Origin of the sequence: Streptomyces cavernicola (genome assembly GCF_029968035.1) — a bacterium.
In the GTDB taxonomy this organism is placed as follows: Bacteria; Actinomycetota; Actinomycetes; order Streptomycetales; family Streptomycetaceae; genus Streptomyces; species Streptomyces cavernicola.
The window spans coordinates 1-12,101 of record NZ_JASCIQ010000078.1 but is presented as its reverse complement, the minus strand read 5'-3'; the positions used below and the strand labels follow the sequence as shown (position 1 = coordinate 12,101).

Genomic DNA, 12,101 nt, shown 5'->3' with positions numbered 1-12,101 from the left:
GTAATCCGGACTCCGCAGGACTGCGGATTGGTGCGTGGAGCCAATCCGCCTGGGTCCTCGGCTACGAACAGTCAGTATGAAGTTCCTGGGACCACACAGCTCGGCGGCGGGAGCACAGGTGACAGAACCCCGTCGACGCAACACCGACGAGGCAGCCGCACTCGTGCCACGCCGCACTCCCTCCCGGCCCCGGGCCGCGGTCCTGTTCCTGCACGGCGGCCGCGCCGACAGCCGGTCCCCGTCCCGCCCCTGGCACCTCGCGGCCCTCCGCATGCGCCCTTTCGTGCGGGCCGTAGCCACGGCGCTGCCCGCCACCGACTCGGTGCTGCTCGCGGACGTGCGCTACCGCATGCGCGGGTGGAACGGCACCTCCGCAGACGCCCTGCACGACACCCGCCGCGCCCTCGACGACCTGGCGCGCGGTGCCGGCGACATCCCCGTGGTCCTCGTCGGCCACTCGATGGGCGGCCGCGCCGCCCTCGCCGCCGCAGACCGGTCCCCGGTAAGGGCCGGGGTCGCCCTCGCGCCCTGGTGCCCGGACGACGAACCCGTCGCCCACCTGCGCGGCAAGGACGTCGTCGTGCTCCACGGCGACCGCGACCGCGTCACCGACCCACGCGCTGCGGCGGCGTTCCTCCACCGCGCCCGCACGGCCGGCGCGCGAACGGACCTGACGTTGCTGCCTGGTGGAGACCACGCGATGCTCCGCGACAGCGCCCTCTGGCACCGGGCAGTGGCCTCGGCGGTTGTACGCCTTCTGCCGCGGTAGCGCGCGGGGCGAGCGCCCGTGGGCCGCGCGGCCCGTCTGGCCGGACCGGGAACAGTCAGCAGGACAAGTTGGACCTCCTCGCCCCGCGCGAACGCGACGTACTCCACGGGCGGTGCGCTGGAACTGCCGCTCCGGGGTGCCCGCCCCTCGTACTTGTCCGTGTGACCACGGGGGTTGATGGACGCATTCAAGGAATGTCTGACACCACATGGAAGTGGACAGCCTAGGCGCCGAACAGTCCGCCGCCTGCTGTGGCGGGGACCCTCTCGCGTGTAGGCAGGGCTCGCCGCGGATAATTCGGCAGTCAAGACCACGCGAGCGGATCACGACTGAACCCGGACTACCTGGGAGACGAAAACATCGTGAGTGAACAGCCTTTGAACAAGTACGGGGCCACGTGCGCCGCAGACCACTGCACGTTCTTTGTAGCGGCAGGCGCAGGTGTCCGCGTGCGTTCCGCCGGGCGTTGGCGTGTGTACTGCCGCGCGGACGCACCCGTTCATAAAGGCTCATACGTCGGCAGCCTGGGCACGACTCAACCAACGCGCTCATCCGCAGGGGCACCCGCGGAGGTGCCGAACGGGGCGAACCGCTATACCGGAGCTTGTATGGACTGTTCGGTGCAGGTATCGGCTGGAGCCGGGAAGTTGGTCGCCGGGGAAGACGGCAAGCGCGGCGTCCAGTGTCCTGTCTGTCAGGAGGTCGCCCGCCGACACGAACGCTGGGACCATAACGACCAGTTTGGGACTGATTCATGGCTTCCGTCGGTGGTGCCGCCTGGATGTGCGGCCACGGTCCCTGTGAGGGTCTTGGCGTTGCATCGGAGCTGTTGGAAGTGCGGGGAGACCGCAACGTGCGTCGTCGGCCTCGTCCCGGTCCATCCGGCACGCACCGACCAATGGATCCGTTCCGTGGGCGAGGAGGAAAGGGTGTGGATCAAGCAGAGGCTGTCACAAGCAGGGCAGGAGCGTCTGGCCGACTCCATCAAGCCCCGTTGGAGTGCCACGCTGAGGAGCCGCTACCTCAGCAGCGGCTGCTGGAACTGCGACGCCCTGCAAGGCGACTTCCCCGTCGATGAGGAGGCCTCGCAGCTTCTGTACGACAAGGGCGTGGACGCCCTCGACGCCGTGCTCGTAGCCGAGGTTCCTACGTTGGTGTGGCAGCGGACCGTGCACGGGGACCGCGGCGAGGGCAGCGGGGTCCTCATGTAGATGCAGTTGCCTGCGGAGTCGGCCTCTGCGGCAGGACTACCGGGGGCTATGCATCCAACACTGGCATCACGGCATTGCCCAACTTCCGATAGCCGGGGTTACCAACAGTCTCCGGGTCTCCATGAGTGCCTCCGTGGTCGTGGTGCCCGGCGGCGGCATCGGCTTCGCGGGCGGCGGCGCCACCGGATATCCGCTGGATCTTTCCCGGCCGCTTCCCAGGGCAGCGCATCGCGGCTGCCGACGCCGCCGCGTACTCCGCCGTGCTTGTCCATCGACAACGAGGCCGCCGAGATTCGTGCTGCGTGCTTGCCGTTGGTCGAATGGTCGTATTCCGCGCACAGTCTCGGGTCTCCCAGCATGTGGCATCTGGCGGAGAGTCAACTGCCTGCGAAGTTGGTGGCTGTGGGGCACTAGAGCCTGCCCGATAGCTTGTTTCATCTGGGGACGTTGGTGCAGGTCACCGGCCGACTTCCGGCCGTTGTTGGTGTCTAGTTGCGGCCGGTTCTTTTCAGTCTTGCCGGGGTGTGTTCGGCAGCGATTAGCGTGCCGGAGGCCGCGATCCGACAACGGGGGACGTGGTACGTCCGGCTGCCCGTACGCCGCACCGCGGGGTCGCCGGGCCTTCGGCCCGTTTCATGTGAGGAGCGCGTGTGACCGACGACGCCCAGCAAGGCACCGAGCAGCAGGATGACCAGAATCTGTGGCGGGCGATGTACACGGCCGAGCACGGCTGGTCGCCGGGGGTGGCGTTCGCCGACCATCTCAGCATCGCCGCCCCGGCCCTGGCCGAGGTCGACGGGACGCTGTACTGCGCTCACCGCGGCGCCCGTCAGGGCGGGCGGAAGCAGCTGCCGCTGCGGTGGACGTCGTTCACTCCGTCCTCGGTGCGGCCGTTCGTGGCCGCGCTGGAGAAGGCGAGCGCGCCGCTGCCCGAGGACGCCACCGCCGAGCAGCAGGCAAAGCGGCAGCAGGACGTCGAGGCGGCGGCCGATGCTCTGGCGCAGGCCCGGAAGTGGGCCCCGGACGCCTACGCGGACTTCATCCACACCAGTGAGACGCCGGCGCTCGTCAACGACCACGGCACCCTGCGCATGGTCTTCACCCAGCTCGGCACCTACGGCTATTACGACGACGAAGACGGTAACCGTTCGTCCTTGTGGGAGACGCACCTGGAGCTGAGCGACGGCGAGGCCCGGTGGGCCGAGCCCACCGAGATTCCGACGTGGGGGCAGATGGCGCTGGCGCCGGGCTTGGCCGTGTTCAACGGGGCCGTCCACTTGGTCTACGTCGACCTCCACAACCAGTACGTGCAGCACCTGGTCCGCGGCGCGGAGGGCCAGTGGGAGCCCGCCGTCACGCCCGATGCCCTTGCGGCTTACGAGCAGGCCAGCACCGCCGCCATACAGGCGCTCGCGGACAACGACGATCGAGCGCCTCTCGATGCCCTGCCCGACCCGCCGCTGCCCTACCGCGGCGAGACGCTGGACTGGCTCATCCAGGACGCCATCGACAAGCACGGCTGGCCCGGCAACGCGGCCCTCGCCGTCCACGACGGTGCACTGCACCTGCTCCTGCGCGCAGATCCGGGACCGAACTTCCTCGCGGAGGACGGGGAGACGGAGCTGCAGGGCGGCGACCTGCTGCACGCCGTCTTCGACGGCACCACCTGGACCTACGCCCCTGAGGCGTCCAGTCAGGCCGATCCGCAACCGCTGGTCTCGCGCCGCGGTGCCGCGCTGGCCACCTACGACGGCAAGCTCCACGCCGTCTTTCCCGCCGTCGAAGGCGACAAGCTGCTCCACACCACCTGGACCAGGAACGAAGGCTGGACCAGCCCGGCCAAACTGGAAGGCCACGACTCCAACAACACCCCAGCCCTCCTGCCCTACAAGGAGGGCCCGGCCGGCGCCGAACGCGAGGCCCTGCTGCTGGTCCACCGCGGCGTCGACCGCTACGTGCCGCCCACCCCGCCGGTCCCGCCCCTGCCGCCCAGCATCGAGGACGTGGCCAGCCGGGGAAAGACCGTCACCGGCACAACGGTGACCGACCACGCCAATGGCGCCTGGAGCCGGCTGCGCCACGACATCTCCCTGACCCCGGCCACCCTCAAGAACGGCAAGAGCGCCCTCATCGCCACCTGGGACGCGGTCGCCGAGTACTACTGGGGCTTTGGGTGGTACCGCGACAAGGGCACGCGCTTCTCGACGGTCCGGGTTGACCGCGGAACGCTGTGGATCAGGAAGCCGGGGGCCCTCGGCCTCCACAGCTACGCCGACTTCGGCGGCGGTGAGTTCTCTAACGGGCACTTCCGGGTGGACGTCCTGATCACCGATCTGGAACCGGGCACCTACGAGATCGAGCTGAGCAGCTCCAACACCCAGAAGACCGGTGGGTATTGGTGGGACGAGCACCTCTTCAACGGTCGCACCGACCGTGAGTACTGGACGGCGATCACTCCGAGCAGTTCTCACGCGACCATCACCATCTGACCCACGCCCTCCCGACCAACGATGCTCTGCCTCTGCCCCTGCACCTGGCACGGGGCAGAGCAGTACCTCCCCCGCATCCCCCTAGGACCACCCTTGGGGATCAGCTTGGAGATTGCGGCCGGGGAATTCCCCACATTCTGATATCCGGGGTTACCAACATTGTGGGCGTGCACCGTGGCCTTTCGGTTGCTGACCGGGGTCTTTGAGGAGGCTGGTGTCCCAGCCCATCCGAGGTGCAGCAGAACCTCGGGGTGGGCGTGTCCGCGGCTCTGCTGTACAGCGATCCGAGTGGGATCAGGGGTAGTTGAGCGTTAGGCGGCTCTCTGACTTGGTGATGGTGAAGCCGGTGTCGGGGGCGGGGTCGGCCAGTGCGGAGATGTTGATCTCGGGGATCGCGGCTCGGTAGGCGCCCCAGGTGTTGATGTGGGCGACGAGGTCCTGGGCCAGGGAGTCGCGGTCCGGGCCGTACGCGGCGGCGCCGAGGCGGAAGGGGCGTTGGGGGTCGGCTTCTTCTCGTTCGGTGATGAGGTAGGCGATGGAGCCTCCGGAGACGAGGGCGGGGCTGCGCATCGGGATTGACGGGCGGCGGACGCCGCTTTCCAGTGCCTTCGGCGTGACTTCGACACGGCACACCCGGTTGTCGCTGGCTGTGGCGCGTAGCCAGACGCCGTCGAAGGACTCCTCGCCGCCGATGCGCTGCTCAGACAGCGTGGTCGTGCAGGGGATGCTGAACGTCGACTCGTCGAACGCGGCCGGGTCGATGTCCTGGTCCTGGTCGTAGTGGATGCGCACGGTGTCCTCAGTGTTGAGGGCGGCTGTCTTCTCGCCGTCCTGGCCGATGACGGGGACGAAGCCGCAGAGTTCGACGCTGTCGGCGGTGAGGGTGTTGCCGTGTCGGGTGAGGGCGATCGAGCGGGTCTGCCCGCGCCAGCGCAGGGGCAGTACTACGCGGGCGTCGTCGGCGAGTTGGTCCCACCAGGCGTTGGGGAAGTCCCAGAGGCCGACGGTGCCGATGAGGCGGGTGTAGGGGCCGTGCTCGGGGACTCCGATGAGCCCGTCGCGTTCGAAGACGCGTACGCGGTCGTGTCCGGAGCGGTTGAGGGTGGTGCGGGCGTGCAGGGCCACGTCTTCGTCGATGTCAACGGTGGTGACGTGTCCTTCCGGGCCGGTGAGCTCGTCGAGGAGAGCAGCGTTGTAGCCGGTGCCGGCGCCGATTTCCAGGATGTTGTCGCCCGCCTTGACATCGAGCTGGTCGAGCATCATGGCGACCATGGACGGCACGGAGGCGCAGGAGAGCGGCAGGGGGCCGCTGGGGTTCTCCTTGATGCTCACGGCCTGGTCGGTGTAGGCGGTGGGCAGGTCGATTCCGGGGAGGTTGTCCTCGCGGCGGACGGTGCGCAGGGCGTGCTCGACCCTCGGTGCGAGGGGGCGGTCGGCAACGATTTGATCGACGAGCCGGTTGCGCAGTTCTTCGGACGTGGCGGCTTCTTCAGTCACTTCAGTCCCTTTCAGTTGAGGAGGAGGCACGTTTCCCACACCGGGTCAACGGGGCGGGTCGGGGCGAGGGTGTGCAGGGTGAGCAGGGTGCCGGCGGCTCCGGTGAGGAGCCCGGGGCCGTCGGGTATGCCGTGCCGCACCGTGTGGGCGATGAGGCGCTCGCGCAGGGCGGGAATCTTGTGTGCGATGGCGTCGTGCGAGGCGTCCGCCGCGATCCGGTCGGCGGTCAGGAGCAGCCCGGACCAGCCGTGGCAGACGGTGGCGTCTTCCAGGAGAGCGAGTTGCCCGTCGTCTGTGATGCAGGAGATGAGCGCGCGTTCGGCGAGCTGCCGAGCAGGGGGGTTCTCGCAGGCTGCGGCGGCGAGTTGGAGGGCGCGGGCGATGCCCGGCGTCCCGTAGCACCAGGACGGCCTGCCCGGTGCCTCGCCCGAGCGTGGCCCGCGGAGGAAGGCCTGGAGGTCCAGGGTTTCCGGCCAGCCGGTGCCGCCGCCATCAAGGGGCCGAGCCCAGCGGGACAGCACAGCACACCCCTCGGCCAAAGCCTCTTGCAGCTCCGGGAGTTGAACGATCCCGGACCGGGCGCAGAGTGCGAGCAGCGCGATCGGCCCGGCGACGCCGTGCGCGATGCCGAAGTTCGCGTGTCCGAGTGGCCAGCCGTCGTCGTACCGTCCGCTCGGGCTGTCGTGTGCCCACCAGCCGGGGACAGGCTGTCCGTCGACGATCACGGGTTCCGTGAGGAGGCGGGCCAGATAGGTGGCCACGTTCGTGAGGGTGTCCGCTCGGCGGCGGTGCAGTAGGTAGGCGCCGACTCCGGTGAGTCCACTGATGAGGTCGAACTCCCGCATTCGGGGTGGGCGTTGGGAGGCCATGCGGGCGTACGCCGCCTCAAGGCGCTGCTCCACGAGGATGTCGATTTTCCGGTCCAGTGCGTCCAGCGTGCTCGCGTAGCCGTTGTGGCCGGCCGTTTGCAGGACGTACGCGACCGCGGGGAGCCCCTGGTACAGGTTCGCCGTGACTGGATGGGTGTCCACGGGCTGGGAGGCCAGGGCCTTGACCGAGGTGTGCGCGGCTTCCCACATGTCACCGTGCCGGGCGAGGACCGCGTCGTACAGAGCTGTCCCGGCGATTCCCGAGCCGAGGTCGTGAAGGTTGTTCATTGCGGGTTCCTCCTGGCCAGCAGGGATCGGCAGGCCTGGCGGGCTGCGTGGCGGGCGGCTGCTTCGGACTCGCGATCGGGCCCCATGACCCGGTTGTGGTGCATGTGCAGCAACGACTCCAGGACGGTGGTGCGCCGGTCGGCGGGCAGAGCCTCCTGGTACGCGCGCAGGGCTGTCCGGCGCTGGACGAGCGCTCCGGCCAGACGAGGTGAGGCGGACGCGAGGTAGTTGTGGCCTGCGGCGCGGAGCACGCGCCGGGTGACCTCCGGGTCTCCGGGCGCCGTGGGCGTGATGCTGGCGAGGTGGTTCAGGCCGTCGTCGTCCCCGAGCAGTCCTCTGGCGATGTCGACCATGCCGAGTGCGCAGAGCATGCGCCGGTCCACGCCGGACAGGTCGGTGAGCATGTGGCGTACGACGAGGCTGTCCGCGGTGAAGACGTCTTCGGCGCCGGTCATGGCCGGGCCCGTGCCGTAGCGGCCGATCTCGGGCCGGTAGGCGTCGAAGACGAGTCGTGAGGCGAGGCGGTCCTCGGTCAGTTTCGCCGCCCAGGCGGAGATCGACCGCATGGTGCGGGCGGCGTCGTCCGGGCCGCGTACCGCCGCGACCCGTAGGCGCAGGTGGTCTTCCTCCTGGAGGGGCCGGTAGCGCACGAACCAGTGCGCGTGTCCGTCCAGTTCGTCGAGCAGCGCGGGGAGGTGGTGTGTGAGGATCTCGTCCATCACGGTCGGGTGCGTGAAGACCTTGGCCTGGAGCCATCCGCCTTGACCGGGGGTCGCGTGGGCGAGGGACCGGTTGGTGACGAGCGGAGCGTGGGACAGGTCCGGGTGCGGAAGGGGTTGTTGGGTGGAGGCGAGTGGGACGACGACCTCGTGGGCGTGCCCGATCCAGTCCAGCTCTTCGTCTGTCGGGGCCTCGGTCAGGTGGGCCTCATCGGTCTGAAGGTGCCGGTGGAGCAGCTGTGCGTGCAGCGGCTCGCCGAGGTCCAAGAGCAGCGCGCGGTCGTCGTCACGCAGCTCCACCCGGTCCGGGCACCGCCACTTGTCCGCCCAACTCGCCAGCTCCTTACGCCAGTTCACTCCGAACGGTCCGGGCAGGTCCTTCGTCGAGAGCCGCCACCGTGCTGGGGTCAGCGTGGTGTTGCGGTAGCTGACCCTCGGCAGGAACGGCATGCCGGCGGCGAGCGGCCCCCAGTCGAACTCGGTCCAGTGCGTGGCGAATCCGCGCCCGAGCATGGCGAGGAACCGGGCCACCGGGGGTGCCTGCTTCTCCAGCGCGAGCGGGTGCAGCACCACGGGCTCCACTACCTTGCGCCGGGAGATGCTGACCAGGTGCAGGCTGTGGCCCGTGCCGTACACGGCGAGGTCGTCGAGCGTGATGACGTTGTCCGCTTCCGGGCGGTGCTCGGCGACGGAGATCACGTGCGGCACCAGGGCCGGGATACGGGCGACGTTCTCCGCGTGCGGGAAGACCGGGGCGAAGGAGAGCTGAGCGGGCAGGGCGCCGTCGACCATCGTGGGCAGCGTGCGGTATTGGCTCGCCAGATCGTCCCCGAGCAGTGAGGCGAACCGGCCGGTGAGGTTGCCGGTCGTCCACGCGGGTCGCACGTCCAGGGTGAAGTCGCCGGAATCCAGGGCGTGTTGGCTGGTCGAGCGGACTCGGATGGCGAGTTCCGCGTGCGGGGCCGTCCGGGGAGCGTCTTGCGGGGCGGTACTCAGTTCGTCGAGGTCGTCGTCGGTGAGGCGGATCTCGCGCCGTCCGCTAGCCATCGCCTCCCACGCCATCAGCCGCTCGTCTCGCGGAAGCACCCGTGTGGGCGGCTCGGTCCACAGGGAGTGCGGATAGTCGGCGGGCAGTCCCACACCGGAGGCGAGGTCGACGGCCTCACGCACGGGGACCAGGCAGCTACGCCCTGATCGCGCTGGTCCACCAGCCCGATGTGCGGCCGGTCGCCGCTGGCATCGAGTATCTGATGGCCAGACAGAACAGCGAGGGAAGCATCGACTCCGTCTCCGACTCCATCGGGCCACGCCCCTTCGTCTTCCGGATCCCCGTCCTCGGAGACATCTTCACGCTCTTGGCCTTCGGTCACCTCTCCCACCGTGTCACGCTGCCGCCCCGACAGGCTGGGCCAGTACGGCACGGCTGAGCCACCCGCCGTAGGCCGGGGCCTGACTTGTGCATGACGGATCTGTCGGCGTCGCCAGCCAGGCTCTTCGGCCGTACCCCCACGCTTGTCCATCAAGAGGCTTCTCGACCGGGGGTTTGCCGTGGTGGTGACGGGCTATCAGGGGCTGGGCACGCCCCGGGTCCACACCTACATGGACCGCGAGGCGCAGGGCCGCGCCGTACTGGATTCCGTTCGGGCGGCCCAGTGTTTGGAGAGCGCCGGTCTTCCGGACGCCGGGCCGGTCGCGCTCTACGGCTACTCCCAGGGCGGCGGCGCATCGGCTTCTGCCGCCGAACTCGCCCCGAGCTACGCGCCCGAACTCAAGGTCAAGGGCGCAGTTGTCGGAGCTCCGCCGGCGGACTTGAAGAGGGTGGCGGACAGTATGGACGGCTCCGCCTACGGAGCGTTCTGACCGTGGACGGACGCCCGCTCACCGAACGCCTTCAACGCGCCCCGTGGAACGCGATCGTGGCCGACCAGCAACTCGGCAAGCGCAAGCCCACAGCACCCGTCCTGCTCTCCCGCAGCGCCCTGGACGACGTCGTCCCCCAGCAGGTCGGCAAGAACCTGGTGGCCGACTGGTGCCGCCAGGGCGCGCGAGTGCGGTTCGCCGGCAGGACAGCGCCGAGCACCTGCTGCAGCCGCACTTCGATCTGGGGTGAGCCTTCAGCAGGTACGGGCAGCCATGACGCCCCGAACCCCAGTGGCCACACCGGCTACTGATCGCGTGACGGTGTGTCCGCCCTTGCGGTGCAGCCCACGTCGGACCGGGTGTCGGCAGCCACTGCTTCTGTCCGGGCCTGATACAGAAATCGGCGTACCTGCAGACCAGAAGAAGGGATGTGCCATGCGCAAGTCCATCGCACGACTCGGTGCGGCCATTGCCGTAGTCGGGGCGGCCTCAGCATTCGCCGCTCCGGCAGCGAGCGCCGAGAGCCCGGCCACGGCCTCTGATCTCGACTATGGAACCGTCCGCTGTGTGACGGCCTACCTCGGGACGGACCTTGCCGATCAGCTGTCGGCAGTGTACGGCCGTGGGAGCGCTCCGTCCGATGCGCTCGCACAACTGACGCAGGCTCAAAGGGACCGTCTCTCCACGGCCATGCAGTACTGCCTCACGGCCCCCGCAGTTCCGTCCGGAATCGACGAGCCCACCGGGCTGCTTCCCGCAGTGCCCGGCCTGGTCGGCTGACGACGGAGCCCACGGCCCTGGCGGTCGTTTCCGGCAGCGGAATGACCGCCAGGGGCAACGCCCGTGCGCACGTCACCAGCACGGGGAGAGTGGCAGCCACAGTGCACGCCTCCCGGTCGGTCGCCAGCCAGAACACGGCTAACATCACTCATTGCATTCATGTCGATACGGTGCGTGCTCGCGTGTGGGGCTCCGGTGGCCCGTAGGCCGTCCTGCCCACAGGGTGCGGCGCGCCGTGGATCTGAGGATGGCTGGAGAGGTGGACATGGCTACGAAGACGATGGCGTTCGGCGAACTCGAACTCGCCTTCACGGACGAGTTCTCATGGTGCTGGGACGACGAGGACACGGGCGGGAAGCACTGGGTCAGCTTCTGGCACCCCCAAGCTCCCAAGGGCTTCCTACCCCTGGGCACGGTGGCCTTCCCGGCCTGGGGGTCGGCGAATCTGAACCCCAAGACCGGGGCCAAGAAGGTCAAGGACCATGTGGTGGCTCTCTGCGCCAAGGAGAGCGGCACGACCGCGGCGGACATGGCGCCGGCGCTCGCCGCCCCGATCGCCTACGAGAAGATCTGGACGGACGTCGGCACAGGCGGCAAATACAAGGGCTCCCTGTGGCGTCCCATCCCGCCCAAGGGCTATGTGGCCATGGGGTGCGTAGTGCCCAAGGACACCTACGAGGAGCCCCCACTGGACGCCGTGACGTGCGTGCGCGTAGACCTGACCGACCATGCCACGGCAGCCCTGATCTACAACGACAAGGGCACTGGTGGAAAGGAGGCCGTGAGCGTCTGGCAGAACACTGTCCCGCGGGCCTACGTCGACAACACGAGCGGCGACACCCGTGCGTTGATGAGCGCCAACACGTTCACCGCCCACGCCGCTTACGGTGAGCCCAAGTCGCTGCCGGACATGCGGATTCTCTGTCTGCCCATGCCCGTGGAGAAGGGGCCCTGGCCGCCCGCGCCCGAGCTGTCCGACAGGTCCCGGCCGGCAGAAAGGACGGCTCCGGTCACCGCCAACGCTCTGTGTATTCCGTTTACCGCCGTTACCGACGCCGAACGGTCGGTCCCTTGGAAGCTTGAGCACTCGCCGTTCTACCGGATCGAGCGGAAGGTGAGCTGGGAGCTGGTCGATCACGTCGACAACAACACCGAATCGCCCGCCAAGCTCTCCCGGACCATCACCACGGGAGTGGAGAAGGAGAGCGCGAACAGCTTCCAGATCACCACGGGCATCCAGGTCACCGCGACCGCAGGAGTCAGCGCGGGCGCGGCGAGCGCGTCGGTCAGTACCACGTACAGCCTGGAGTTGGGCTTCTCCCAGTCGACATCCGTCAAGGAGCTGGAGTCCAAGACCGTCACCGTGGAGAAGGACGTCTTGCCCAACACGTCTTTGGCGGCCTGGGTCGGCTCCAACAGCCTCCAGGTCGTGCGCGCGGACCACACGCTCGTCGGCACGCCCCTGCACTTCAGGGGAAAGAGCAGCGTCCGCTACGACCAGTACCCCGACAAGGCTTCGGCCTCGAAGTAGCCCTCTCTGCTGATCACGCCCCGTTCGTCCAAGCCCGTGGGGGGGGCGGGCCCCCCGCCCCCCCCCCCCCGGGTCTTCGCGGGCGTAC

The 12,101-nt window shown here is 68.9% G+C and carries 10 protein-coding genes; 7 read left to right on the top strand and 3 right to left on the bottom strand.

All coding sequences use genetic code 11. The annotated features are described in order from the left end of the window. Positions 1–118: 118 nt before the first annotated feature. The 3 genes from QIS96_RS37240 to QIS96_RS37230 all read left to right on the top strand — a co-directional run bounded on the left by QIS96_RS37240 (position 119) and on the right by QIS96_RS37230 (position 4,469). Positions 119–769 carry an alpha/beta hydrolase gene (locus QIS96_RS37240; protein ID WP_282547319.1) on the top strand — a complete coding sequence of 217 codons (651 nt, stop codon included), beginning with the start codon at positions 119–121 and terminating at the stop codon, positions 767–769. A gap of 929 nt (positions 770–1,698) precedes the next feature. Then, on the top strand, positions 1,699–1,980 hold the full coding sequence (locus QIS96_RS37235) for a hypothetical protein (RefSeq protein ID WP_282547318.1): 282 nt from the start codon (positions 1,699–1,701) through the stop codon (positions 1,978–1,980). A 650-nt stretch (positions 1,981–2,630) separates the two neighbouring features. Continuing rightward, positions 2,631–4,469 (top strand): hypothetical protein, encoded by a 1,839-nt coding sequence (locus QIS96_RS37230; protein WP_282547317.1) that lies wholly within the window; start codon positions 2,631–2,633, stop codon positions 4,467–4,469. A gap of 294 nt (positions 4,470–4,763) precedes the next feature. Here QIS96_RS37230 and fxlM read toward each other — a convergent pair whose 3' ends face one another. From fxlM to QIS96_RS37215, 3 genes are read right to left on the bottom strand one after another with little or no spacing between them, the layout of a single operon-like run. Further along, positions 4,764–5,966 (bottom strand): methyltransferase, FxLD system, encoded by a 1,203-nt coding sequence (gene fxlM / locus QIS96_RS37225; protein WP_282547316.1) that lies wholly within the window; start codon positions 5,964–5,966, stop codon positions 4,764–4,766. 11 nt (positions 5,967–5,977) lie between these two features. Continuing rightward, positions 5,978–7,123, bottom strand: a complete 1,146-nt coding sequence (locus tag QIS96_RS37220; RefSeq protein ID WP_282547315.1) for a lanthionine synthetase C family protein — start codon at positions 7,121–7,123, stop codon at positions 5,978–5,980. Beyond that, on the bottom strand, positions 7,120–9,150 hold the full coding sequence (locus QIS96_RS37215) for a lantibiotic dehydratase (protein ID WP_282547314.1): 2,031 nt from the start codon (positions 9,148–9,150) through the stop codon (positions 7,120–7,122). The genes QIS96_RS37220 and QIS96_RS37215 overlap by 4 nt, the downstream gene beginning before the upstream one ends. Here QIS96_RS37215 and QIS96_RS37210 point away from each other — a divergent pair. The 4 genes from QIS96_RS37210 to QIS96_RS37195 all read left to right on the top strand — a co-directional run bounded on the left by QIS96_RS37210 (position 9,093) and on the right by QIS96_RS37195 (position 12,013). Further along, positions 9,093–9,269 carry a hypothetical protein gene (locus QIS96_RS37210; RefSeq protein ID WP_282547320.1) on the top strand — a complete coding sequence of 59 codons (177 nt, stop codon included), beginning with the start codon at positions 9,093–9,095 and terminating at the stop codon, positions 9,267–9,269. The two genes, QIS96_RS37215 and QIS96_RS37210, sit on opposite strands and share 58 nt — an antisense overlap. An 85-nt stretch (positions 9,270–9,354) precedes the next feature. Then, entirely contained in the window at positions 9,355–9,702 is a 348-nt protein-coding gene (locus QIS96_RS37205) for a lipase family protein (RefSeq protein ID WP_282547313.1), read from the top strand. A gap of 2 nt (positions 9,703–9,704) precedes the next feature. Continuing rightward, positions 9,705–10,013: a lipase family protein gene (locus tag QIS96_RS37200; protein ID WP_282547312.1), complete on the top strand. Its 309-nt coding sequence runs from the start codon at positions 9,705–9,707 to the stop codon at positions 10,011–10,013. A 734-nt stretch (positions 10,014–10,747) separates the two neighbouring features. Continuing rightward, the gene (locus QIS96_RS37195) at positions 10,748–12,013 is read left to right on the top strand and encodes a Vps62-related protein (RefSeq protein WP_282547311.1); all 1,266 of its coding nucleotides are present in this window, start codon (positions 10,748–10,750) and stop codon (positions 12,011–12,013) included. The last annotated feature ends 88 nt before the right edge of the window (positions 12,014–12,101 follow it).

Bases quoted from the DNA above. Each gene is read 5' to 3' on its own strand.
- QIS96_RS37220 (WP_282547315.1), bottom strand. From the start codon at position 7,123: ATGAACAACCTTCACGACCTCGGCTCGGGAATCGCCGGGACAGCTCTG.
- QIS96_RS37210 (WP_282547320.1), top strand. From the start codon at position 9,093: ATGGCCAGACAGAACAGCGAGGGAAGCATCGACTCCGTCTCCGACTCC.
- QIS96_RS37195 (WP_282547311.1), top strand. From the start codon at position 10,748: ATGGCTACGAAGACGATGGCGTTCGGCGAACTCGAACTCGCCTTCACG.